At 57.8% G+C, this 25,190-nt stretch carries 20 protein-coding genes; 9 read left to right on the forward strand and 11 right to left on the reverse strand.

All coding sequences use genetic code 11. The annotated features are described in order from the left end of the window. Positions 1-65 precede the first annotated feature (65 nt). From ACQKRQ_RS26965 to ACQKRQ_RS26975, 3 genes are all read left to right on the forward strand, one after another. Entirely contained in the window at positions 66-1,232 is a 1,167-nt protein-coding gene (locus ACQKRQ_RS26965; protein WP_427480642.1) for an acyl-CoA dehydrogenase family protein, read from the forward strand. Positions 1,233-1,331: 99 nt separating this feature from the next. Beyond that, positions 1,332-2,081 (forward strand): electron transfer flavoprotein subunit beta/FixA family protein, encoded by a 750-nt coding sequence (locus ACQKRQ_RS26970; protein WP_427480644.1) that lies wholly within the window; start codon positions 1,332-1,334, stop codon positions 2,079-2,081. A 14-nt stretch (positions 2,082-2,095) separates the two neighbouring features. After that, positions 2,096-3,043 (forward strand): electron transfer flavoprotein subunit alpha/FixB family protein, encoded by a 948-nt coding sequence (locus ACQKRQ_RS26975; RefSeq protein ID WP_427480646.1) that lies wholly within the window; start codon positions 2,096-2,098, stop codon positions 3,041-3,043. A gap of 459 nt (positions 3,044-3,502) precedes the next feature. On the opposite strand, the gene ACQKRQ_RS26980 is transcribed toward ACQKRQ_RS26975, so the two are convergent. Continuing rightward, positions 3,503-4,543 (reverse strand): amidohydrolase family protein, encoded by a 1,041-nt coding sequence (locus ACQKRQ_RS26980; protein ID WP_427480648.1) that lies wholly within the window; start codon positions 4,541-4,543, stop codon positions 3,503-3,505. A 393-nt stretch (positions 4,544-4,936) separates the two neighbouring features. Between ACQKRQ_RS26980 and ACQKRQ_RS26985 the strand changes: the two genes are divergently transcribed. Together ACQKRQ_RS26985 and ACQKRQ_RS26990 are read left to right on the forward strand one after the other, a co-directional pair. Further along, positions 4,937-5,701 (forward strand): SDR family NAD(P)-dependent oxidoreductase, encoded by a 765-nt coding sequence (locus tag ACQKRQ_RS26985; protein WP_427480650.1) that lies wholly within the window; start codon positions 4,937-4,939, stop codon positions 5,699-5,701. A 406-nt stretch (positions 5,702-6,107) separates the two neighbouring features. Then, positions 6,108-7,451: an MFS transporter gene (locus ACQKRQ_RS26990; RefSeq protein ID WP_427480652.1), complete on the forward strand. Its 1,344-nt coding sequence runs from the start codon at positions 6,108-6,110 to the stop codon at positions 7,449-7,451. 1,431 nt (positions 7,452-8,882) lie between these two features. Here ACQKRQ_RS26990 and ACQKRQ_RS26995 read toward each other — a convergent pair. Continuing rightward, positions 8,883-9,302, reverse strand: coding sequence for a cupin domain-containing protein (locus ACQKRQ_RS26995; RefSeq protein WP_427480654.1), 420 nt, complete (start codon positions 9,300-9,302; stop codon positions 8,883-8,885). A 783-nt stretch (positions 9,303-10,085) separates the two neighbouring features. On the opposite strand from ACQKRQ_RS26995, the gene ACQKRQ_RS27000 reads away from it, so the two are divergent. The 3 genes from ACQKRQ_RS27000 to ACQKRQ_RS27010 are packed head-to-tail and all read left to right on the forward strand — an operon-like array spanning position 10,086 to position 13,020. Further along, positions 10,086-11,234, forward strand: coding sequence for a Re/Si-specific NAD(P)(+) transhydrogenase subunit alpha (locus ACQKRQ_RS27000; RefSeq protein ID WP_427480656.1), 1,149 nt, complete (start codon positions 10,086-10,088; stop codon positions 11,232-11,234). A 19-nt stretch (positions 11,235-11,253) separates the two neighbouring features. Next, on the forward strand, positions 11,254-11,574 hold the full coding sequence (locus tag ACQKRQ_RS27005) for an NAD(P) transhydrogenase subunit alpha (protein ID WP_427480904.1): 321 nt from the start codon (positions 11,254-11,256) through the stop codon (positions 11,572-11,574). Further along, positions 11,575-13,020: an NAD(P)(+) transhydrogenase (Re/Si-specific) subunit beta gene (locus ACQKRQ_RS27010; RefSeq protein ID WP_427480658.1), complete on the forward strand. Its 1,446-nt coding sequence runs from the start codon at positions 11,575-11,577 to the stop codon at positions 13,018-13,020. It abuts the gene before it with no gap. A 409-nt stretch (positions 13,021-13,429) separates the two neighbouring features. On the opposite strand, the gene ACQKRQ_RS27015 is transcribed toward ACQKRQ_RS27010, so the two are convergent. The 7 genes from ACQKRQ_RS27015 to ACQKRQ_RS27045 all read right to left on the reverse strand — a co-directional run bounded on the left by ACQKRQ_RS27015 (position 13,430) and on the right by ACQKRQ_RS27045 (position 20,751). Further along, complete coding sequence (locus ACQKRQ_RS27015) at positions 13,430-13,699, reverse strand: hypothetical protein (RefSeq protein WP_427480660.1); 270 nt, start codon at positions 13,697-13,699, stop codon at positions 13,430-13,432. Positions 13,700-14,105: 406 nt separating this feature from the next. Beyond that, positions 14,106-15,170, reverse strand: coding sequence for an amidohydrolase family protein (locus ACQKRQ_RS27020; protein ID WP_427480662.1), 1,065 nt, complete (start codon positions 15,168-15,170; stop codon positions 14,106-14,108). Beyond that, positions 15,167-15,745 (reverse strand): carboxymuconolactone decarboxylase family protein, encoded by a 579-nt coding sequence (locus tag ACQKRQ_RS27025; RefSeq protein WP_427480664.1) that lies wholly within the window; start codon positions 15,743-15,745, stop codon positions 15,167-15,169. The genes ACQKRQ_RS27020 and ACQKRQ_RS27025 overlap by 4 nt, the downstream gene beginning before the upstream one ends. A 26-nt stretch (positions 15,746-15,771) precedes the next feature. Then, on the reverse strand, positions 15,772-16,644 hold the full coding sequence (locus ACQKRQ_RS27030) for a 3-keto-5-aminohexanoate cleavage protein (RefSeq protein WP_427480666.1): 873 nt from the start codon (positions 16,642-16,644) through the stop codon (positions 15,772-15,774). A 97-nt stretch (positions 16,645-16,741) separates the two neighbouring features. Next, positions 16,742-17,569 (reverse strand): SDR family NAD(P)-dependent oxidoreductase, encoded by an 828-nt coding sequence (locus tag ACQKRQ_RS27035; RefSeq protein WP_427480667.1) that lies wholly within the window; start codon positions 17,567-17,569, stop codon positions 16,742-16,744. 21 nt (positions 17,570-17,590) lie between these two features. After that, a complete protein-coding gene (locus ACQKRQ_RS27040; protein ID WP_427480669.1) occupies positions 17,591-19,363 on the reverse strand; it encodes an NAD(P)-binding domain-containing protein in 1,773 nt (590 codons plus the stop codon). 689 nt (positions 19,364-20,052) lie between these two features. Further along, positions 20,053-20,751 carry a hypothetical protein gene (locus tag ACQKRQ_RS27045; RefSeq protein WP_427480671.1) on the reverse strand — a complete coding sequence of 233 codons (699 nt, stop codon included), beginning with the start codon at positions 20,749-20,751 and terminating at the stop codon, positions 20,053-20,055. 607 nt (positions 20,752-21,358) lie between these two features. Here ACQKRQ_RS27045 and ACQKRQ_RS27050 point away from each other — a divergent pair. Further along, positions 21,359-22,144 carry an SDR family oxidoreductase gene (locus ACQKRQ_RS27050; RefSeq protein WP_427480672.1) on the forward strand — a complete coding sequence of 262 codons (786 nt, stop codon included), beginning with the start codon at positions 21,359-21,361 and terminating at the stop codon, positions 22,142-22,144. Positions 22,145-22,597: 453 nt separating this feature from the next. Here the strand turns inward: ACQKRQ_RS27050 and ACQKRQ_RS27055 are convergent, their stop codons facing one another. After that, complete coding sequence (locus tag ACQKRQ_RS27055) at positions 22,598-24,268, reverse strand: GMC family oxidoreductase (RefSeq protein WP_427480674.1); 1,671 nt, start codon at positions 24,266-24,268, stop codon at positions 22,598-22,600. Positions 24,269-24,793: 525 nt separating this feature from the next. Next, positions 24,794-25,153 (reverse strand): cupin domain-containing protein, encoded by a 360-nt coding sequence (locus tag ACQKRQ_RS27060; protein WP_427480676.1) that lies wholly within the window; start codon positions 25,151-25,153, stop codon positions 24,794-24,796. Positions 25,154-25,190: the final 37 nt, after the last annotated feature.

The raw sequence follows: 25,190 nt of genomic DNA on the forward strand, positions 1-25,190 counted from the left end.
GATACGGGCATTGTCCCCGTTCGCTAGTGTAAGCCGATCTAGCCACCTCAAGGAGTGCATTTGAAATGAATTTCGACCTCAATGAAGATCAATTGTCCATACAGGCGTCGATCGAAAAGGTCTGCGAGAAGTTTGACGACGAGTATTGGCTGGAGCGTGATCGTCACGGTGGCTTTCCGCACGACTTTCACCGCACGTTGGCGGACAACGGCTGGCTCGGGATTGCTATGGACCCTGAGTATGGAGGCTCAGGATTGGGAATGACCGAGGCTGCGTTGATGATGAGGACGATTAGTGCCTCAGGAGCAGGCCTCTCGGGTGCCTCAGCCGTCCACATGAACATATTCGGTCTTAACCCGGTTCAAGTGTTTGGAACTGACGACCAAAAGAAGCGGTTTCTCCCACCGCTCATCGAAGGTAAAGATAAGGCGTGTTTCGCTGTAACCGAGCCTGACGCCGGGCTCGATACCACGCATCTGAAGACCCAGGCTGTGCGCGATGGCGACTTCTACGTCATTACCGGAAGAAAGATCTGGATTTCGACGGCGCAGGTTGCAAACAAGATGCTCATCATTGCGCGTACCACGCCACTGGAGCAGGCGGCCAAGCCAACGGATGGGCTAAGTCTTTTTTACACCGATCTCGATCGTGACCACATCGAAGTACGTGAGATTGAAAAGATGGGCCGCAAGGCCGTTGATTCAAATATGTTGTTCATCGACGGTTTGCGTGTACCAGTCTCCGATTTGATTGGTGAAGAAGGACAAGGATTCAAGTACCTGTTGCACGGGCTCAATCCTGAACGCATTCTTATCGCAGCAGAAGCCATCGGCCTCGGACAAGCGGCTCTTCGACGGGCCACGCAGTATGCAAAGGAGCGTGTAGTGTTTGGGCGTCCGATCGGGCAGAACCAGGCAATCCAGCACCCACTCGCGCAGGCGTGGATGCAACTTGAGGCCGCAAACCTGATGGTGATGAAAGCCGCAACACTTTACGACGCGGGTAAATCGTGCGGTGCCGAAGCTAATAGCGCCAAATATCTCGCCGCCGAGGCCGCATTCCAATCTTGTCAGACGGCGATCGCCACGTTGGGTGGAATGGGGTACGCGAAGGAATATCACGTTGAGCGATATTTGAGGGAGTGCATGATTCCCCGCCTTGCTCCCGTTAGTCCGCAAATGATCATGTGCTTTATCGCCGAGAAGGTGCTTGGGCTGCCGAAATCGTACTGATCAGCGGCGGCATTCGCAAGGAAGCTCATTGTCGTTTCCCAACCTGACGCAGCGTCCGGGATGGTTGCGGGTCAATCGAGTGAAAGTTTGTGAGGAAATATGAGAGTGCTCGTGGCAGTAAAAAGGGTGATTGACTACAACGTCAAGGTACGCGTGAAATCGGATGGCACGGGTGTTGACCTTGCTAACGTCAAGATGTCTATGAACCCCTTCGACGAAATCGCCGTAGAAGAGGCAGTACGTATGAAGGAATCCGGCGTGGCAACCGAGGTCATCGTGGTCTCGGCAGGTGTTGTCCAATGCCAGGAAACGTTGCGTACTGCACTTGCTATGGGAGCGGACCGCGCGATCCTGATCGAATCCAGCGAGGAGCTTCAGCCGCTCGCCGTTGCAAAGTTGCTCAAGGCCGTGGTCGATAAGGAGCAGCCACAATTGATCGTTCTCGGCAAGCAGGCGATTGACGATGACTCTAATCAGACTGGCCAGATGCTGGCAGCTTTGGCCGGGGTGCCGCAGGCAACGTTTGCTTCTAAGGTCACCGTTTCTGGGGGAAGGGCAATTGTTTCGCGTGAGGTCGATGGCGGTGCGGAGACGCTTTCGCTGACACTCCCGGCGGTGGTGACGACTGATTTGCGTCTGAATGAACCGCGCTATGTGACGCTGCCGAACATCATGAAAGCGAAGAAGAAACCACTGGAAACCGTGAGGCCGGAAGACCTGGGCGTCGTTGTGACGCCGCGGCTCAAGACACTCAAAGTGGAGGAACCACCGAAGCGTCTGGCTGGTTTGATCGTGCCCGACGTAAAGACGCTGGTCGAGAAGCTGAAAAATGAAGCGAAAGTGCTGTAAGAGGAGCAAGTAAAATGACAATCTTGGTACTGGCTGAACACGACAACGCGACGATCAAGGGTGCGACGTTGAACACAGTGACGGCGGCCGCGGCTATATCCATTTTCACAGGCAGCGAAATTCATCTGTTGGTGGCCGGGCACAACGCGCAAGGTGCAGCCGAGGCAGCCACGAAGATCGCCGGCGTTTCGAAGGTAATGCTGGCCGATGCGCCTCACCTCGCTGAAGGACTTGCTGAAAATGTCGAGGCAACCGTCCTGAATGTAGCGAAGGGCTATTCACATATTCTCTTACCGGCAACGGCCTACGGAAAGAACGTTGCGCCGCGTATTGCAGCGAAGCTTGATGTCGCGCAGATCAGCGACATCACAGCAGTGGACAGTCTGGACACTTTCACACGGCCGGTCTATGCCGGCAATGCGATTGCGACGGTACAGTCGACCGACGTAATCAAGGTGATCACGGTGCGATCGACCGGCTTCGATGCAGCGGCAACCGAAGGGGGCGGCGCGACGATCGACAGGATAGAGGTTGCACCGGATGCGGAGATATCGCAGTTCATCAGCCGCGAGGTAACAAAGCTCGATCGGCCGGAGCTTACCAGCGCAAATGTCATCGTGTCAGGCGGCCGTGGACTGGGAAGTGGGGAGAACTACAGGAAGGTGTTAGAGCCCTTGGCCGACAAGTTGGGCGGCGCGCTGGGCGCATCACGGGCGGCGGTCGACGCAGGCTTTGTACCGAATGACTATCAGGTCGGACAGACAGGCAAGATCGTCGCGCCGCGGTTGTACGTGGCAGTCGGTATTTCTGGTGCCATCCAACACTTGGCGGGGATGAAGGACTCGAAGGTGATTGTTGCCGTCAACAAGGATCCGGAGGCGCCTATTTTTAGTGTGGCCGATTACGGTGTTGTTGGCGATCTATTTAGCACGGTCCCGGAACTCGTCAGTCTACTGGAGTAGGGGGTGCTTTTTATACTTGCGGCGACCTCATGGTAGAGCTGCCACATGTTACGGTGCTTCTGGTTTCAATTTGACGGATGCACCTTGTCGTCTCGTGTGGATAGCCACGATAGCCCGCATGTTCGACAGCCCCCGCAATAGATGCGCAAAACCTGCGGATGGGCGCGATTTCGAGGCTGACGTGACTGAAGTTGCCATTGCTAAAGAGTGGACTAGCGTGTTGAGCAGGCGTGTGACGTAGTGGCCTTAGGGGGCGAAGCATCGTGGCGCAAACTGCGCCACACCGCTCAACCGTCGAAATAACTCTCAAGCGCTGTAATAACCCTCGCAGCGTCCAATAAGTTGTCGCTTTGCTTCTTTCCAATAGATGAAATCAGGCAAGATGCAGCAGCGATATCTGGATCGTATCGGTCGCGAAGCCTAAGGGATTACACGAGCACCGCGCGACCCTGCTCGCGATTAAATGGTTAGCTTGTACGTCTCGGCCGCCGTCTTGCTGAACATGAATTCTCGCTCCTCGGCGGAGTAGGGACGCGTCATCTTCTTAAAGGCGTTCCATAGCACGTGATAGTTGCACATCCCGCGATCGACGGGAAAGTTGCTCTCGAACATGCATCGTTGGGGGCCGAAGCTGGTGATGCAAACATCAATATACGGGCTCCATTTTTCGACGAGAAGGTCGGACGACGGTGGCGCGGGGAGCTTATTGAAATTGAATCCGCCGTACCTCATTGCAAGGCCGCCGAGCTTGATGACAGTGTTGGGACAACGGGCCAGTGCCTCGATTCTGGTTCGCCACTCCTTGAATACGGCCTCGCGTTGATCCACGTACGGGCCGATCCCGACCGGCCCGCCCACGTGGTTGATCACCACTTTCAACTGTGGGAACGCGCGGCAAACGTCGAGTACCTCGTCAAGTTGAGTAAAGAAGACCCATAGATCAAGCGACAGTTGAAGGTCGTCAACGCATTTGATCGCAGCTCGGGCTTGCTCGTGCATCAAAATATTCGGCGGAATATTCAGCGCTCGCACCTCGGAGCTTTCGTGCCATGCAGTAGTCGGCCTGATTCCTCGGAAGCGGCCGCCACCTGCCTGGAGATGGGCCTCGAGTACGGGCTGGATCCGATTACCCAGCATGAGATCGGTGGTTCCGATGATCCCAGCGCAGACCCTGGTTGATCCATATTCTCCGCTGGCGCTTTGCGCGGCGACGCCGTTGACGAATTCCGTTTCGCCGACGGGCCGCATTTCCTGTGGACCTTCAGCGCGGTACATTGAATGACACTGAACGTGGACCGTGGCGACTACGTTGTGCCCCGACTGGAAATCCGCGAGAGCCTCGTCGAAAAGGTATCGGTTGCCCGGCATGTCCCAGACGTGATGATGTGGATCGACGATTTTCAAGTCGGCGTCGACAATGTCTTCTCGCGTTTTCGCGAGCCATTCCAGGTTGACACCAAGATGTGCCTTAATGGCAGCCCGAATGGAATCGTCCGACATGTCAGTCTCCGTGGTTTTCGTTTTTTACAAGAAAAGCAATTAGCGTTAATACTCAACGCCCTGCCTGCCGCCACAAGGGCTGCGGAACAAGACGATAGAGTCGAAATGCGCAACTCATGCGTGAGTGATCTATCGGTGCATGAAGCATGAAGCGGGTTCGCTCCCGCGTGGGAAGCGGAAGATGCCGAAGATCATCCTCCGGGCGCCGATATTCAACGTATTCCACGTATCGGATAGTAGCAGTTCGAAGGCACTGGAAAGGTGCAAGATCCTTGCCGTTTTGCGCAAAAATAGACATCAAGGTGGGGGCTATACTTGGCTAAAGAGGGCTGGTTCTGAGTTTCGGCTCACACCTGCCTTAAAGTGTTTTCGTTTCCAGGAGAGGTCGGGTCCATGTCAAAGACAGCAGTAGTAACCGGGGGAGCATCAGGCATCGGTCAGTGCTCAGTCGAAAGACTCGTCGCAGATGGCTGGACCGTTTGGGTACTCGACCTGTCGGAAGGCAAGCCGGCACAGTTCGCAGACCAGCCGGAGGGCGCAGCCCGCTATCGCTTTCGACAGTGTGACGTTGGAAACGCTGAGAGCGTTAAAGCCGCGTTCGAGGAGATCAGTCAGAGCACAGAGAAGGTCGATGCGCTCATATGTTCTGCCGGAGTCATCAGAACAGGTTCTTTGGAGGACCACACGTTAGAGCAGGTAAACGTGATGATCGACGTCAACATGAAAGGACCGTGGCTCTGCGTGCGAGAAGCGCTACCCTTGCTGCGAAAGGATTCGAGCGTCGCCGATCCCGCGCGGGTAGTCGTTGTCGGATCCATTGGGGGCATCAGGCCGAAGGTTGGCACGGGCTTCTATGGTGCTACTAAGGCGGCAGTCCACGTGCTTACGGGCGTATTTGCTGCGGAACTCGCTCCAACGGGGGTGCTTGTCAATGCTGTCGCTCCCGGCACAGTTGCTACACCGATGATTGAGTCGGTACAGAATCAACGCGAAGGTTCGGGATATCGACTATCTGGCGACTCGCCGCTCGGTCGGATTGCCCAACCCGACGATGTTGTGGACGTGATCATGTTCTTCCTGAGCGATGCGGCGAAATTTGTGACTGGTACCGTTCTTCCTGTCGACGGCGGAACACGCGCTGCCTTCATCAAGAAGTAGTGTTTCGTAAAAAGACCAGGAGTTTGGCAGTCGAAGTTACTCGCAAGTCACAGGAGAGACCGGTGCGCCGTCAGTCGTCTGGGAGCTCCCACCTGTTTTGGTCAGGATAAATCTTCCGCCGCACACGACGGCTCGTGTATGTCCCGAGCCCGCTCGACTAGTTCGCCAGTGACGTAACTTGTTCTCGGCCTGTGCGGTGGCATCCCAGCGTTCATGCTGGCGGCGTCGCGACGAACAGGGCCATGAGAGGCGGGCTGATGTGCAATGACCGCGTGGCAGACGCTCGCACATTCCGTACGGACCTTTGGCGACGCCACGGTCTAAAGTGGCTTTTGTTCGACAGTTGCGGTGCACTCGAAAATCAGATTTCGCAATTCTGTGGGCAGTTCAGCAAGGAGACGATGGGATGGCTACGCATATTTCAGAATCTGGTGCGCGCCAGAGGCGGTTTGTGGTTGCTTCGACACTGGCCGGGGCAACCATAGAGTGGTATGACTTTTTCATTTTTGGCGTTATATCAGCCCTTTTCCTGAACAAGCTCTTCTTCCCGACGTTCGACTCGACAACAGGAACCATCCTTGGCTTTATGACGTTCGCTACGGCGTGGCTGGCGCGACCGATCGGCGGCATGGTCGCCGGGCACCTGGGCGACAGAATCGGGCGCAAGACCACGCTTTTGTGGAGCCTGGTCTTGATGGGCGCGGCTACCGTGATGATCGGGTTGCTGCCAACTTACGAGTCCGCGGGTCCTATTGGGGCAATCCTGCTGGTTTTGCTGCGCATCGTCCAAGGACTTTCGGCAGGCGCGGAGTACGGAGGCGCGGTGGTTACCGTTGTTGAGCACGCTGAAGAGTCGAAGCGAGGCCTCTACGGGAGCGCGCCTCAGGTAGGGGCGATGTTGGGCCTTCTGCTCGGCAATGGCACTTTCTTCCTTATAACCAAGATGGACCAGACGGCACTTATGTCGTGGGGATGGCGGGTTCCCTTCCTGGTCAGTGCGATCATGCTCGTCGTTGGAATCTTGATTCGCGGACGGATGGCTGAGTCACCGGACTTCGTCAAGGCAAAAGCGGAGGGTACAACCGAGCGACAGCCGCTTGTGGCATTGATTCGGCACTACCCACGGCAACTGGTTGCGGTGCTGTTAGCGCAAGCGGCTCCGAACACGTTCTTCTGGATGTGCGCAGTTTTCATGGTTTCGTATGCGGTGAAAACTCTGGGTATCAGCCAGACGGGGATGCTCGGCGCCGTCTGCGCGGGCGCGGCTCTAGAGGTCTGCACACTGCCTCTTTTTGGCTTGATGGCGGACCGCGTGGGACGCCGAAAGGTGTTCATTGGCGGCCTGGTGTTTTTAGGCCTTTTCGCGTTTCCGTTCTTTCTTATCCTTCAGACGAAGGAGTTGCCGTGGATCATGGTTGGGTATGCCGCCCTGCTGGGGATCGGTCACTCGGCGACCTTCGCGTCACAAGCCTCGCTCTTCGCTGAAATGTTTCCAACCTCTGTTCGTTACTCGGGACTGTCCGTGGCTTATCAAGCCTCGGGAGCCATCTTTGCGGGTCCGCTGCCAATCGTCGCGACGCTGCTGATCGCTGCACAGGGGGGTGCACTTTGGCTCTTTGTGAGTTATACGGTTTTGATCGCAGTTGTCAGCATGCTCGCGATTATTACGGGGCTGCCGCATTACACATTGATATCTCCCGTGGGGGTCGAGGGTAAAGGCCGGTCGCGTCGAGCCGGCATATCGATCTAGGCGCGCCCACGGTGTCGTTAAGGCACTTTGCATGGTCAGGTCGCGTGTCTTTTGCGGTGAAGCCGGGGCGAGATCGGCTCGCTCTTACCGACGTATTCGCGTTGGATGGCGAGTCACCGGTAAACGGTCGAGGACCTTGAGCGGCAATCTGATAGCTGACTCGTTGATCATGCCGCCGGCCGACAGAGACCGCAGCGAACAGGGGATGAGTTAAAACGCACAGTGGCGAGTAGTACGAGAGCCCATCTGTGATGCTCAGATTGCCGCGTGGGCCGGGTGCGGCCGCTCGATACAATTTACGGCGATTTCACCTGTACTCGCGCAACGGACTGGCCGGAAGCCGTGCGCGCTGTGTTGCGCCGGCGGCAAATTCCCTCTACTGCGGCGCTGCCTGATTTGGGGGCACGTTGGAGAAACCTGTAGGGTCTTCGTCAAACCATTACTCAAGCGGCAGGCTTTGCTCGCGTCACTTGGGCGCTAATGGTGGACACCGGAAGCGGCAGTTGCAGCGTTCGCGACTGCGCCGACTCGAGGGTGACATTTTGCGTACAGACAAAAATGTATCGTGTGCGCTGCCCGCTGAAAGAGAGCGTCAACGGGCGGCGAAATTGCCGCTGTCCGCGCGGCGTAGCTTGGCCGTCATGGGTCCTTGCAGTTCCAGACCTACTGTGTGACGACGGAGTCGTATGTGTCACGAGGCCGCTCGCCGTCTGCGATTTCCAGCCGACGCGCGTTCTTTCGCGACCCGAATAGCCTCATAGAAACTTGATTCGGTAGCCAAATGGCGATGGTCTACACTGACCAGCCAACCTGCAGGGGCCTTGCACCACCGTACCCGGCCGTCGTCGAGGAGATCACAGAACCAGCGCCATACGGCTGCGTCTTCTGCGTTAGCGTTGTTCGCGGCCCTTTCTCTAGCCGCCTCGAAGGAGTTTTGCACGGTCGTCAATCCAAGATGGCACCTGTAGTCAGCTCAACTGCGCGCTAGATATCAAGCGTGGTGGTCAACGACAATGACCCTCGACCTGTTGTTGAAGCAGCGCGCTTAAGCAGTCGATTCTTGCAGCGAGGCAAGTTGACGTTTCGGCGCGAGCATCGAAGTAACCACGTGTCTTCGGGCCCGCGCATCCTCTGCGGCTTGAAATGATCGAATTCCTGAAATGTTGTGATCGCTTGAATCTGTACGCCAAGATTAGGAGCTTCGAGCCAAAGCGTCAACAAGCGGACCTATGCAAGCTCTTTACCGGTACGCGCAAAACCTTCGGTCATGTTCAGTTACTGAAGGAACAGTGATCGCCGGAAGAGAATTGCCGACAACAGTTTCGCGTCCAAGGGCTCCGCGTCGCACGGAGCGTGAAATTTCTGTGATACAGGATGATCAAGGATTCGGGCGTTTGCCTGGTTGGCGAGACTCCTCGGAATACTATCGATTCACCTATCCCATGCCGTTGGCTCTGGAACATCGAAGGGAACACTGACGGCAACGCTCTTGAAATCTGCGGGGCTCACAATTTCCAGATACTCCATATCTTCCGAGTAGTCGAAGAGATAGTGACGAATGCCTGGTGCCTGATGGACGCAGTCGCCGGCGGATACGAGCGTCTCCTTGTCTTCGTACATAAATCTTGCCCATCCCTTAAGCATGATGACAATCTGAAAGTCAGCCTCGTGAACGTGCCAGCCGGTTCCAACTTCAGGTGCGTTCTTCGCGCGCACGAGGTGCGCGACCACCTGACCTTTGGTTGCTTCTGCAACCCCGAGATCGCGGTACTCGAAGAAATCCCGCAAGCCGCCGCTTTGATAAGGGGTGCCGTCTGGACGAACGTGAGAGAACAAGGTATTTGTCTGCATGATAAGGTATCCGTATCGAAGTAAGAACGAGGTTATTATAGAAAGCGCGGCTAACGATCACCTATACGCAAAATTGCGTAATGGGTCTTATAGATGCCGGCGTTCACCCAACCATCGGAAGGACAAAGATGACGTCTGACCGATTTACCTGCTGATAAGCTGCGCGGCGCTCGTCACATTCGCTAGTCGTCGAAGTGCCGAAAGGAAGATTGACAAGTCAACGCTAAGAATGGCGCGCGGATTCTGGGAGCACGCCATCGCCGGATGCAACGTTCGGATTGTGCTCATCAGAGCAACACGCCCCCTCGCGACCGCGTCAATCTGGATCGGTCGAGAGACAAGGTGCTTTCCGGATTGCGCAAAGACCGAATAGCGGAGAGCGGATGGAATAAGGCACACGATGCTGGTGGACACTAAGGTGTTATCGATCAAGACTACTGATCAATCGATCAGCGAAAAAAATCGATTCAACGTAGACCTATCACTATTGAGAAGTCCGCATTTGAGTAAGGATTTTGAGCGCCTACCAGAACAGATCGGTATCGACCAGCTAGTTTCGACATCAACTTGAGTAAGGCGTGGAGCCTAAGCACGCCAAAAAATCCGCATTTCAGTCTCTTCGATCTACCGGTTGCCGACGCCAGGCAAGCGTGGATCGAAATTGCAACTTTGTCTTTTCATAGTTCAGTGGTGTTGCTCTCGTTAGCGCAGCTGCACCCATAAGTGGTGAGAGCGGCATTCGTTGCGGTCACTGTCGGTTACTAAACGAACGATGGATGCACTATGCTCATTGGAGTCCCTGCTGAAACGCGGGCGAACGAGGCGCGCGTCGCCGCTACGCCCGAGACGGTCAAGAAGCTCGTGTCGCAAGGTCACCGGGTCACGGTACAAAGCGGCGCGGGATTGCCGGCAAGCTATATCGACGGTGTTTACGCTGAAGCGGGCGCGGATATCGTCGATGTGAATACCGCTTTTGCCGCTGAGATCGTTCTCAAGGTCCAATCTCCGAGCGAGGCCGAGTTGCCGCTGCTGAAGTCAGGCAGCGTGCTGGTCGGCATGCTCGACCCCTTCGACTCTGATAACACGACGAGGCTCGCCGGCGCAGGTGTCACAGCGTTTGCGCTGGAAGCCGCGCCACGCACGACGCGCGCGCAGAGCCTCGACGTGCTTTCGTCTCAGGCGAACATCGCGGGCTACAAGGCGGTACTGGTTGCGTGCAATCTATATCAGCGATTCATGCCGATGCTAATGACCGCCGCCGGTACGGTGAAAGCGGCGCGCGTGCTGGTCTTGGGTGCGGGCGTCGCAGGCCTTCAGGCGATTGCAACTGCCAAGCGTCTCGGCGCGGTAGTCGAAGCGTCCGATGTGCGGCCCGCTGTTAAGGAGCAACTCGAATCATTGGGTGCGAAGTTTGTCGACGTGCCCTTCGAAAGCGATGAAGAACGGGACGCGGCAGTGGGGGTCGGTGGCTACGCGCGCCCGATGCCGCCGAGCTGGCTCGCGCGACAGACCGCTCAGGTTCACGAGCGCGCACAGCTCGCCGACATCATCATCTCGACGGCACTGATCCCTGGGCGTCCCGCGCCGACTCTGCTTTCCGCCGACACCGTCAGGCACATGAAGCCGGGCTCCGTGATCATTGATCTCGCCGCCGGTCGCGGTCCCGAATTCGAGGGCCGTAAAGGCGGCAACTGCCCGCTGACCGAAGTGGATAAGACGGTGATGAAGCATGGCGTGCATATTGTCGGCTATACCAATCTCGCCTCAATGGTCGCCGCCGATGCCTCCTCGCTCTACGCACGCAACCTGCTCGAGTTCCTCAAGCTGATCCTCACGAAGGAAGGCGAGCTCAACATCGATCTCGCGGACGATATCGTCGCTGCCACGCTCCAGTGTCGAGACGGACAAGTGGCGCGTGCTGCATTGGCATGACAGAGAGACAGACATGGAAATGGACATCATCAATCACACTGTGATCAATCTGATCATCTTCGTGCTGGCGATCTACGTCGGCTATCACGTCGTCTGGAACGTCACGCCCGCGCTGCATACACCGCTCATGGCCGTGACCAACGCGATTTCGGCGATCGTGATCGTCGGCGCGATGCTCGCGACGGGGCTTACGATCGGTGGGACGGGCAAGTTTTTTGGCACCTTGGCGGTATTACTCGCGGCGGTGAATGTGTTTGGCGGGTTTCTGGTGACGCGGCGGATGCTTGAAATGTTCAAGAAGAAAGAGCCTAAAAGGCTCGTGAGCAGGGAGGGCACGTAAATGAGTATGAACGTCGTCACTATTTTTTATCTCATCGCCTCAGTGTGCTTCATTCAGGCGCTTAAGGGCCTGTCGAATCCAAAGACAGCACGCCTCGGCAACACCTTCGGGATGGCCGGCATGGCGACCGCCATCTTGACGACGCTCGCGCTGATCTTGAAGCAAGCATCATATCTCGGGTCCAACCTTGGCTTCGGCCTCGGACTGCTGTTTGCGGCGCTGATCATCGGCGGTGCGGCAGGCGCGTACATCGCGGCAAAAGTCGAGATGACAAAGATGCCCGAACTCGTCGCCGCCATGCACTCGCTGATCGGTCTGGCGGCGGTATGCATCGCGTATGCGGTTGTGTCGGAGCCCGCGGGCTTTGGCCTCGTTGCCGCTCCCGGCGATCCGATTCCTTACGGCAACCGTGTCGAGTTGTTCATCGGCACGTTCGTCGGGGCGATCACGTTCTTCGGGTCGGTCATCGCGTTCGGCAAGCTGTCGGGCAAGTACCAGTTCCGCCTGTTCAAAGGCGCGCCGGTTGTGTATCCGGGCCAGCACATGATCAATCTGCTGCTCGCCATCGCGATGCTGGGCTTCGGCGTCATGTTCGTGATAACGCAATCGTGGCTACCGTTCGTGATCGTGACGCTGATCGCGTTGGCGCTTGGGGTGCTGATCATCATTCCGATTGGGGGAGCGGATATGCCTGTGGTCGTGTCGATGCTCAACTCGTACTCGGGGTGGGCAGCGGCGGGCATCGGCTTCTCGCTGAACAACCCAATGCTGATTATCGCGGGTTCGCTGGTGGGTTCGTCAGGCGCGATCCTGTCATACATCATGTGTAAGGCAATGAATCGATCGTTCTTCAATGTGCTGCTAGGCGGATTCGGCAACGAAGGCGGGGCGACTGCGGCAGGCGGTGCGACGGAGCAGCGTCCGGTAAAGTCGGGGTCAGCTGATGATGCTGCCTTCATGCTTGGCAATGCGGAGAGCGTGGTGATCGTGCCGGGCTATGGTCTTGCCGTGGCTCGAGCGCAGCACGCGCTGAAGGAACTGACCGACAAGCTGGTCGAAAAAGGAATCGACGTGCGTTACGCGATTCATCCGGTCGCCGGGCGGATGCCGGGGCACATGAACGTGCTGCTCGCGGAAGCCGAAGTGTCGTACGAACTCGTGCATGAGATGGAGGACATCAACGGCGAGTTCGGTCAGACGGATGTGGTGCTTGTCCTCGGGGCCAACGACGTGGTAAACCCTGCGGCGAAGACCGATCCGCAATCACCGATTGCAGGCATGCCGATTCTCGAAGCCTACAAAGCACGCACAGTCATCGTGAACAAGCGGTCGATGGCAGCTGGCTATGCGGGTCTCGACAATGACTTGTTCTACATGGACAAGACAATGATGGTCTTCGGCGACGCGAAGAAGGTTGTGGAGGACATGATGAAGGCGGTGGATTAGCGTGTCTCTGGATGCCAGGCGCGCCATCCATACTCGGACAATACATCTCCGCAGCGCCGATTTGATGGACAGGCGCCCAAGGACGGAACGGACACTCCGTCGTCGGGCTGCAACGTGCCGGGTACGCGACATAGCTAGTATTGCAATGCGCTCGATTGACTCTCGCGCGGGGAAAGCGATTGACGAGTTTCGCTGAAGCCAGGGCGGCCGTCTCCGGGTCGTCAACTGATCGTGCTTTCCCGGGACTCGCGCTGGCTTGTCTGGTTCGTGTGATCAACAGCGCGCCGGATGCACTTAAACATACAGAACGTGTGCGTGGTGCTCTTTTGAAAGGCTCAAGCTGGGGGCGAACCACTGCTGCTATGGCTAAGCGGCTGCGGCCTGCTTTGCAGAAATCGATCGGCGCGCCTCACAACGAGAGGTGATGAACAGGGCTTCGTAGCCAACGGCCGCCCATGGTGGCATGGGGTGCGGAAGGTGGGAAGACGTTCCACGATCCGTCGCCATGACGAAAGAAGAATAAGGTCAGCGTTCCAGAACGTCGGTTGGCGACGATGGAAACGTATCGTGTCCGGCCGTTGGCAAGATGACCCGAACGAACAGTCTCGATTTCGGATTCCTGTTCCGCACCAAGCCACTTTTCAATGACCGCGCGGAGTGATCGCTCGACCTTAGACATCACGCACCTCCAATTTTACAGTCCATCGTCCACTCTCGACGCGAACCATGGACCCGAAATCACTACACTTCCTGAGTCAACTGTAGGCGCTCTCGGCATCGGTTAAAACCATCTGCGACGGCAATCACCTTCGCTTAATCCGATAAGCTGACGTTTCAATGGATGTCGCGACGATTTCGAACCGGTATTGGAATCGAGTGACCAGTGTCGGTTGTTTCAAGGGTTGAAACGAGAAGATGGAGGCACCGAAACGCGATCGTTCAGATGACGACGATCGGCTTTCGGGCCATGTACGCATAGACCGAGGAACCGTTTGCACGACATCGGATCATGTGACCATTGGTGAGGCCGAGTGGCTGAGGTCGCACTTCGTGGGTGTTTCGCCTTGAGGACGAAAAGGCGTCTTCTAGTTGTGCGTATCGTGGGAGGGCAGGCGGTAGAACCGTGAGGCGCTGCGCCAGAAGAGATCGGCCTTTTCCTCTGTGCTCGCGCCTGTCACGATTCGCTTCATCGCGTTCCAGCCGACGCAGTAATCGTAGCTGACCTTGTCTGCAGGAAAGTTGCTTTCGAACATGCAGCGTGCGGGTCCGAACGCTTCGATGCAGAACACAATCCAGCGCCGCCAGGCGTCGGCCAACTGGATGGAGGAAGGCGCACGCTCCGATGTGTCGAAAGCAAAGCCTGAGATCCGCATACCCAATCCGCCAAGCTTCACCATGACGTTCGGACAGGTGGCTAGCTCGCGCAGCGATGCCGACCACTGGGCAAACACTTCCTCGCTGCGTCCGGCATAGCGTCCGGCTCCGAGAATGCCGCCGCAATGGTTGAGTACGATCGGTGTCTGAGGAAATGCGCGCGCCAGCGCGGTCAGTCGCGGTATCTGGTGAAAAAAAAGCCAGGCGTCGAAGCTGAGGCTGAGAGAGGATAGGTGAGCGAACCCCTCGCGAAACTCCGGCGTGTCCAGCATATCCTCAGTTGTCGGATACGCCGGATTTAATAATGCCGGATCGGGATCCCAGGCCGCAATGTGCCGAATGCCGCGAAAGCGGCCCCCTAAGGCGGCAGGGCCACCCGCGGCGGCGATGTGAGCGTCAAGCACGGGCCGCACGGCATCGCCGATCCGCAAGTTCGCAAAGCCGACGATCGCGTCGCATACGCGAACGTCACCGTAACGGCCGCTGGCACACATGGCTGCAATGCCGTTGGCGAATTCCGTTTCACCAATCGGCTTCATGGGCTCAGGCCCAACGGCGCGGAGCATCGAGCGCGCTTGCACGAAGACCGTGGCGCGCACGTTATGACCGCTGCATAGATCGGCCAGCATGTCGTCAAGCAAGTACCTTGCTCCTGGCCGATCGTACAGGTGATGGTGGGCGTCGACGATGAGTTGCCCTGGATCCAACGGCGCTTCCTGGCGCGTGGCAAGCCAGTCCGGCCGGATTGGGTTGTGCGGCAGGGACGTGCCGCTCATGCTTCAGACGCGCCTTTGAACTCCGGATCCTGCAGCTCAGGTGCAATGCTGCCTGGCAAACCGAGCTCGAAGGTATTCAGCGTCAAGGAAACGAGGCAGTAGTATCCCAGCACGCCGACAAGTTCCACCATCCCTTGTTCGCCAAGCACGGTGGTTCCGCGCGCATAGATGGGATCGGGAACTCGACCTGTGGAGAGCAGAGTGGACGAGACGTCATAGACGGCCCGTTGACGGTCATCACTCAGTTCGGGGACGGAACGCGCGGCGATCGCGGCAATGACATCTGGATCGAGGCCGGCCTTCAACCCCATGGCCTTGTGCGCAGTCCATTCATGGTGCGAAGTCCAATGGCGTCCGCAGACGAGAATTGCGAGCTCCGTGAGGTGCGGCTCCAGTGTAGTCTCGTAGCGCAGCAATTCGCCCAGCTTCTGCCCTCGGCGCGCGAGTTCCGGATGGCGCAGCCAAGCGATCATCGGCGCTGGCACTTTGCCGCGACGGCCCGCGACGGTTTCGGCGCAGACTGCCAACTGCTCAGGGGACATAGCCGCTTCAGCCGGCATTTCCAGACGAGTCATGTTACGTGTTCCTCCAGGTAGGCCGCTCAGCCGATGTGCAGCAGCTCACGCGCCTGCGCTGGCGTAGCTACCTCGGCGTCGAGTTCACTGATGATGCGCGCGGCTCGTTCGACCATCGGCGCGTTGCCAGGAGAGAGCTGTCCACGTGTCAGATAGAGGTTGTCCTCCAGTCCGACGCGCACGTGGCCGCCCAGGAGCACCGCTTGCGCAACCATCGGGAACTGGTGCCGAGAGATGCCGAATGCGCTCCACTGCCCACCGGCGGGGACCATGTTTCGCAACGCTTGCATCGATTCGGTGCTTGCAGGCGCACCCCAAGGAATACCGAGGCAGAGTTGCAACCAGGGGGGATCGGCGAACAGACCCTTCTCGCAGAGGTGCCGAGCGAAGGCTGCGTGCCCTAGATCGAACACCTCGAGTTCCGGCTTCACGCCCGCTTCACGAATTGCGGCTGCCATCCGCTCTACATGGTTCGGAAGATTGAGGAAGGCGTAGCTACTGAAATTCATTGTCCCGATGTCGAGACTGCAGATGTCGGGACGCAGTTCAAGCACGTGTGCCATCCGTTCCTCCGGGCTGGCCATGCCTTGGATCGCGTTTCGATTGGGGTCGGCCTCGTCAGGGACAAAGCGGCCGCCGGCGCCTGTCGTCAGGTTGATCAGCACGTCGCTGCCCGTGCTGCGGATTCGGCGCACGACTTCGGCATAGAGGGCGTTCTCGCGGCTGGGCTTTCCGGTCTTCGGGTCTCGCACGTGGATATGCACTATCGCGGCGCCGGCGGCACGGGCGGCTAACGCCTCGTTCGCGATCTGTTCTGGTGTCACCGGAACGTATGGGCTGAGCCCGGACGTGTCGCCTCCGCCCGTCAGGGCGCAGGAAATGATAACGGGACGGCTCATGTGGGTCTCCTGTTTCTTTGCTTCGCGGGCAATACGGTGACTTCCGGAAGCACTAGGTGCTCGACGTTCTAATGGGTTTGATCTATGTGACTGCGCTTCACTCGCCGGGTCGTGCAGCAGTCATACCGCCATCCACGACCAGTTGCGTGGCAGTGATGTAGCGTGCTTCATCGCTGGCAAGGAAAAGCACAGCGTTGGCCACGTCCCACGCGTCTCCCATCCGGCCCATTGGCACGCTGGCATCCCGTTTGGCGACGAGGGCTGCGGCGTCGGAGGCGCCCAACTGGCTGACGAGTCGATGTTCGACCAGGGGCGTGTGCATGAGTCCGGGGACGACGGTATTAACGCGGATGCCCTTCTTGACGTACGCGATAGCAGTGGAGCGACCGAATGCTACGACCCCAGCTTTCGAGGCCGCATATGCGGCGTTTACGCGTCCACCGACCTGGAAACTTATGTATCCAATGCTGGATACGTTGACAACGGCACCACCATTCCCTTCGACCTCGAATTGCCGCTCCATGACGGGCAGCACGTGCTTGCAACCGAGGAAGGTTGTCTTGAGGTTTAAGTCCAACTGCGTGTCCCAAACTTCCTCCGTCATGGAGACTGGATCCCCGGGCGCGCTGCCACCGACGTTGTTGACGAGGATGTCAATGCGGCCAAACCGTGCGAGGCAGTCGTCGACCGCTGCCTTAACATCCGCGCTTACCATCATGTTGCAGGCTCTAGCGGTCCATTCACTGTGCCGCTCCTGCTCCATGATCGCGCTGGTCCCCGCGAGGGCCTCCGCACTGATGTCCACGCCGTAGACCTTGGCCCCCTGACGGGCCAAGAGGACGGCCGTCGCCTTGCCGTTGCCCCAACCTTCGCCAACGGAACCTGCTCCTGTGACGAACGCCACCTTCCCGCTCAGATCATGCATTCGACGCTCCGTGTTGCGTTTTCAGGCGATTAAACCTGCTTCGCGCGCCGTAATCTGCAGCGCCATGTAGTGGGAATAGATCCGCGCATGCGCAAATCCGCCGCCGATAAACCACAGACCCTTCTGGGCTGTTGGCTTGAACATGTTCGCCAGTTCCCCATCGCCATCGAGACCCCAGATTGGGCCAACCTTTCCCGCGATCTCTTCGCCAAGGATTTCCCGTACCACTTCCTGTTGGTTCTGATAGCCGGTGGCGGTGACGAGAAGATCTGCCTTTTCAACGTGGCCGTCCTTCATCAACGCCCCGTCTGCAACGAAGCGCTCGAAGTCCTCGTATTGCAGAAGGCCAATCTTGCCGCTGATGATCAGGTCCGAAGCACCGCAATTGAGATAATAGCCCCCGAAGCGCCGGCGCAGTTTCATCTGGTGACCGGTGCCGTCCTCGCCGAAGTCCAACTTCATTCCTTTCGCTTCGAGGCCCGCAAGAAGATTCTTATCGATCTCCTGCATTTTTTTGACGTTCATCTTGTAGCCGCGCACGAGCAATGGGTAAGTGCCGGACGCGGCGATCAGATCGCAATCCTCAAGTGGCAAGCCCTCGTTGTAGTAGAGCCCGTGATTGATGCCAGCGGCATCGACGCTCGCCACGGTGATCGAGCCGCGCTGAATGAGCTTGACGTTTGCGCCGCTTTCGCAGAGATCTTGCGCGATATCATGGCCGCTGGTACCAGCACCAAGAATCAGTGCATTTTTGCCGCGCCAACGGGAACCTTCCGTGTAACCATGGGTGTGCAAGACTTCGCCTTCGAAGTCCTCGAGCCCCGGACACTTCGCCCTCTTGGGCGCACCTACGACGCCGTTTGCGAAGACCACATGTCGTGGGTGCAGCACGCGCTCGGACCCATCGGCGCGGCGGACTCGCGCATTCCAATGGCCAGCGTCGTCGTCGTACCTACCTTCGACAAACGTCGTACTTGTCCATACATTGACCTCCATGGCCCAGGCATAAGTCTCCATCCAATTGCCGAGCATGTCCTTGGGGAGATATTTCGGCCAGCTCGGGGGAAAGGGCATGTAAGCCATGTGGTTGAGCGCAACCTGGTTGTGCAATGCCAGCGAGTGATAGCGTTCGCGCCAAACGTCCCCAACCTTCGCCAGTTTGTCGACGATCAGGGCATCGACACCCATCCGCTTCAACCGTGCCGCGACGCTGAGTCCTGCCTGACCAGCACCGATGATCAGCACCGCCGGCTCGCGGTCAGCGAACGCCTGTTCCTTTGCACGTCGATCTGCCCAGTTTTCACCACCGAAGTTGCGCGAGTAGGCAGAACCACCGGGACGCCGTTCATTGATCGGTTCTTCGTGACCCTTCAGTTCTTCCAGAGAAGTCATGAGCACCCATGCCTTGTCCGGTTGAGCGGCAAGCAGCCGAACGACTCCGTGCCCTCGCCCCAGTGCGGTCTCGAATTCGAAGATCGCTTCGATCACCGAGACGCCAGCACGCTTGACCTCTCGCGGAGCGGTACGGCCCTTGGCAACCGCGAATTTTTGCGCCTGAATTTTGGGCTGGACCTGAATCAACCTGTCCACGATTGCCGAGGTGCCCTCGTGTGGCGTGATGTTCCAGGTAAATGCGAGCAGGTCCCGCCAATGACATTCGTCGGCGAAAAGCGAGGCGAGGTTGGCAGCATCGCCGGCACGCAGTGCCTCTTCGAAGTCAGCCAGCCAGATGCCGACATGGTCCACATCGGCGACGCTGCCCGGACGGGTCCAGCTTGCGGTCAATTCTTCCATCGTTAATCCTTTCGGTTGCCGAACGTTGCACCTGAGTACAAATCTATGGGTTGGATTCTAGGACTCGAGGATGCGTGTGCCTACGTGGCTCAGCGGCAAGCTCCCTTGCTGGTGATGCAAAGGTGGGGCAGAGGGTAGCCGACTCGGCGTGATGGTCGGCGCGAGTGGTATTGGATGCCGCTCGCAGCGTGTCGGAAACGAGGCGGCCGGTGCCGAGAAGCGCGGCATGCGATTCCTCAGGAGTGGACACTGGAAACGCACTTGGCTCTAATGGGCTGGCACAGGGCCAAGCAGGTGACGAACACCGCTCCGCATTCCGATAAGTCACGTTCAGGAAATTTTTACTGGCTCATGTCGAGCCGTTTCGCGCGCAAGCCTGTGAGCGCCGCGTGTGCAGTGCGGCGGAGAGAGTGAAGCGAATTCGTTCGGATGTACGGGGAGTTATTGCAAACGTACTGACGTAGTGCTAGAGCTTCTGCTTTCCTCTCTGTTCGGAGGGACACGGCAAACTCCTCGCACGGCGCTGCATTGAAGTCATGGAAGTTGGCGCGCTATCGTTGCATGGGACGTACGCCGTCGCAAGGCCGCAAGTCGCCGCGTCGGTGAACATGCCCATGCGGTGCTCGCGCACTCGAACGATCGCGACCCACCGGACGCCACGCTACTTCGTATGGGTCAAGCCGCCGCCTTCATCTGCCGCGGACGTACGTCGTCACCATCTCTAGCCAGCGTGTCCACTCTACGATCTCCTGCTCGACGTGGGATTGCACTACGTGTTCCGGCACTGCGGAGACGACATACACGGCCACCTTCATCGTAAATCCCTCGGACGTATCCTTAAGCTGATTCATGAAGCGGACCACTTCCGTGCCGTCCGAAAGACGGCCGACCCCGACCATCATTGCGTCGAAACCAGGTGTTGTCTCGACAGGCGCCCAGGACGGATCGAAGGAACAGTACATCCGGAAGGGTACGTGTCCGAGCTCTTCGACGACGACATAGCACGGCTCGTCGACTCTGCGCGGATCCTCGACCCACCCGAAACGATAGTGCTCGGGGAACGCCGGGTAAACGACCCCATGCAGATCGCTGAGCGCTATGGACCACCAGTCCGTGAACTCCTTCGCCGATACACCGGCAACGTGAAATTCGGCTTCGGCGGCCTTCCAGGAACCATCCGAGGCGGCGGCCCATTCGCGCCACTGGCGGTCCGTCGCTTCGAGGTCGCCGGCGAGCAACGCGTCCATTTGCTCTGGAGTAATGCGCTCTCTCAGCAACTTAAGGGCACGTCTGGCCGACTTTAGTTCGAGCTGGTCGACATCGAACGTTGACGGCTTACCGTTAAGAAAAGCTCGTATATTCGAATGATCTTTTGATACGTCCTTCATCAGGCCCTCCTGCGATACGGCAGTAGAAATATCGAACGCTTGAAGCACAAGTGGTATGTGGGAGCTAAACCCTGCTAACAGGGGAGCTCGAATTCTTTCTCGGAGCTTGCTCCATCGGAAGGCGGCAGAAGGCAGCATATACCTACGTGATGCGCGTTCCTGATTTTATGTTTGTAGGGATGTACGCTTCAAGCCACCAAAACAAAACCTGAACCAGGTACCACTATTACATAGCGCTCGCCTGAGCGTAGGCCCCTGGTGGACCTTTGCGTCGAACGCAATGGACTTTGCCTTTGGCTCCTGTAGACGAACTTCCATGCGCTCCTGTACTGTTGTCTAGAAACGCTCTCAAGCATCTCTGCGCGGATTTCTCGGATCGAGATGAGATGGTCGACGGAAGCAAAGTACGACAAGGGGCACCTAGAGGCGGATAGCGTGTTTTCACCTGTCTTATCACACGTGAGTCTTTGGTCCACCACAGGATGCAAACGCACCAACGTTACACGCATTCGTCACAGATAGCAGGGTTTAATTTGTGGCGCGTTCTGCGGACCCCGTCCCACGAACACGACTCTGAGCCGATTGGTAATTCGACGAAGGAAAACAGATGGATTTGGGCCTGAGAGGCAGGAAAGTGTTGATTACCGGCGCGTCGCAAGGCATCGGGGAGGGACTCGCGTTGTCATTCGCCCGGGAAGGCTGCGATCTTCTCCTCGTGGCACGCTCCGCGGACAAACTGGCGGCGATCGCGGAGCGTGCAACGACCGAATTCAGTGTGCGGACAGAGATGCTGTCCATCGATATGACGGCACCGGGCGCGATCGCGCAGATCGCCGCGTTCGGCGCGGACGCCGACGCGCTGGTCAACAACGCGGGCAACATTCCGGGCGGAAATCTGTGGGACGTCGATGAAGCGCGATGGCGCGCCGGGTGGGAGCTGAAAGTGTTCGGTTACATCAACCTTACCCGCGCAATGTATTTGTCGATGAAGGCGCGCGGCGGCGGCGTGATCCTGAACAATATCGGCAGCGGCGGCGAGAACTTCGATTTCAACTACATCGCTGGGACGACTGGCAATGCCGCGTTGATGGCCTTCACCCGTGCGCTGGGGGGCCGCAGCCTGGCCGACGACCATGTGCGGGTGATCGGTGTCAACCCGGGTCCAGTCGATACAGAACGCGTCCGGAAAGTCCTTGCTGGGCACGCTCAGCGCGTGCACGGCGATCCGTCGCGTTTCACTGACCTGCTTGCGAACTATCCGCTTCATCGCGCAGCATCGGTCGACGAAATCGCCGAACTATTCGTATACCTCGCGTCCGACAAGTCCGCATACACATCGGGCGCGATTTTCACTGTCGACGGGGGGCTCACTTCGCGTCGGACAGTGGGGTGAAATTGCATTCTGGAAGCTCGGCTGGTTCACTACAGCGTCTGTAGGAGAAGGGCCAGCAACTCGGTCGGACGGGCTCCGACAGTCTGGATTCGGGAGAGTCCGAATTTCGCCTTGCATTGGGTTTGCTGACACCGCGTTCGGATGCACGTAGCTTTCGTCTGCCACACCTCGGCCGCTTCGCTAATCCATTTTCGGAAACTACGTTGTTCTCACCCCCGTGTTGTACGTTAAAAGCTCACACGAGGGGCACCACGAGAGGTTTTCGAAACTTCCTCAGGACACCTACCTCCGTGGTTCAGCGAACCCCGGAAACTGTGTTGGGGCTCGGCGGCGATGTTGACACTGCGTGGCGTGAAGGGCGCTGGAAGTTGCAGCGACGGCTTATTATCGGCCGACGGTCTTACCGACACGCCGCGTAGATGAACTCAACCCTTGTGTGCGCGGCTCACTTCTCTATATGTGCAAGGGAACCTCGTTGGCGTTCTCTCGATTCTGTTGACTCCCCCTTATCCCGACCAGTTGGCGGGCGAGCTTTTCTCCGATCATCATGCAGACAGCGTTCGTATTGCCACTGATAAGGTCCGGCATCACGGAAGCGTCAGCGATCCATAGATTCTCGAGACCCCGCACCTTCAGGTCCGGCGTAACCACCGCATCGTCATCGGTTCCCATCCGGCATGTACCCGAGGGATGATAGGCAAGACCGGTACGTGCCCGAACATACTCGGCCAGCTCTTCGTACGTCGTGCGTTCGACACCAGGCTCCGCTTCGTCGATGATCATGTCGGCGAGTGGCGCCGTCGACACAATGCGACGCACGAGTTGGAGCGCCCCCACCATTGTGGCAACGTCACGTTCGTCACCGAGCAGATTGGGCTCAATGAGCGGTGCTGCTTTAGGATCGGCACTGGTTAATCTGATTTGGCCGCGACTGACAGGATAGTTCTTGTTGACGAACACCGAAAACGAGGGGTATGGCAAGACAGTCAACCCCTTATGGATCTTGGGGTCGTCTGTATAAACGATACCAACCGGGGAAAAATGCATCTGTACATCGGGCGCGGCCTCTCTTGGATTTGTCTTCAGGAATGCCGTCGCCTCCATTGGAGTCGCGATCGGACCTTGTCTGGTGAAGAGGAATTTGGCCATGAAGCCGGCTTTCTGCCAGATTCCATGCGTTGGGTTGTAGCTGGGTTTCTTCGTTCGGTAAGACGGGCGCATGAGAGGATGCTCCATCAGGTTCTTTCCGACCCCCGGTCTGTCTACCACCACGCCAATACCCAGATCACGCAGGGCTTCTGCCTCACCAATCCCGGATAGCATCAAAATCTTCGGCGTGTTGATCGCGCCGCCACAGAGCACGACATTGCCCGCATGCGCAACATGCACTTCGCCGTTGCGCTCATAGCGTACTCCGGTGATGTACCGGTCCCTGACCAGCAGTTTGTGGACCGTCGCACCGGTCTGGACCTCGAGATTTTTCCGTCGCAAGGCCGGCTTTAGAAATGCGTCTGCAGAACTGCACCGCAACCCACGACGCTGATTGAACTGCATATAAGAAACGCCTGATTGGTCTGCCCCGTTATAGTCGCTGTTATAAGGGTAGCCGGCCGCCTGTGCGGCCTTCACAAACGCATTGGTGAGGGGGTGGCAGTTGCGAGCCTGCCGGATCGGCAAAGGACCAGAATCTCCTCTGATGGTGTAGTCAGGGGGCGTGCGATAGCCCGGCTCGCAGTGCTCAAGTGCTCGAAACAGGGGCATAACGTCATCGGCCGACCAGCCCACATTTCCCATGGCGGCCCAACGATCAAAGTCGGCGCGGGCGCCACGCACATATTCCATCCCGTTGATGCTGCTGGTTCCACCCAATACACGTCCCCGTCGCCACTGCTCTTTTCGCATGCCGCGCGACGGATCCGGGCGGGACCAATACCCCCATTCGAATCGGGAGAGGTCGACGTACCAACTTACCGCCGCTGGCTTCATCAGCGGTGTATCCGGTGGCCCAGCTTCAAGGAGCAATACCCGATGTGAACCGGATTCACTGAGACGATCGGCAACGACGCAACCAGCGCTGCCGGCTCCGACGACAATGTAATCCCAGTTCGATTGACCACTTAGCACAGGTGTCTCCTTCCTCTATATGGGGATTCAAGTAAATAATCTCCGCAATCTCGCGCTTTTGCGTCTGGCACCATGGTCCCCATCATGATTCATCCGGTTAAGCCATCACAGTGACCAAAATCCGCTTCTCACCACCGGTTTTAGATTGCGCTGCAGTTCCTTATCCGTGGCGTCGTCCAGCGTTACGAGCGTTGATTCGGGAATCATTGAGCGCAACCCTTGTCTTTGCTGCGACGTGTCCTGATAAGGCATTACGACATTGAACCGAACGTGCATCAAGAGGCTCGTCCGACAAACTGCTTACCGCTGGATGCAAAACAGCCGTCATGTCGCTATCCGATTCTCTGAGCTGGTGCTTCCGCTTCATTCGCTTAATCGTGACATCACTGTCCACTGTAAGCGCCTGCCCGGCGACGACACGAGCCTCATGTGAATCGAGCGAAACGGCCATGTGGACGGATGCCAGCCGGCACCAAGAGACCGAGCAGATACGCCTTTGCCCTCCTGGTACGATTAGATTCGGCTCTATTCGGAGATCGCCAGGTAGTATTGGACCTCCAGGAGAAGGCAGCCGTTCTTCGATCCGAAGGGGCCATGAGCTGTACCCGGCGGCCGCAGCGAATAGTGGGGCGCATCAGGCGCAACGCCATCGGGGAGCGGATACAAGTCTCCCTCTAGAACGAAGACATCCTCCCAATAGTTATGCACCTGCGCCTCCGGTGTCGTGGTGCCTGGTGCAACGCGAACATACCTGGTCCGTGAACCCGTTCTGGTCTCTTCGTCCAGGTCATTCGCGAGATACTTAACTTCCACCCCCGGGATGCCGCTCATCGGTGCCCAGCCTGAGTTCATGTCGACAGTTTGCATCTCAATGTGATTTCTCATGGATTCCTCTCCTCTAGACCTATTGTTTTGCCTTGTG

Origin of the sequence: Paraburkholderia sp. NPDC080076 (genome assembly GCF_050281145.1) — a bacterium.
GTDB lineage: Bacteria > Pseudomonadota > Gammaproteobacteria > Burkholderiales > Burkholderiaceae > Paraburkholderia.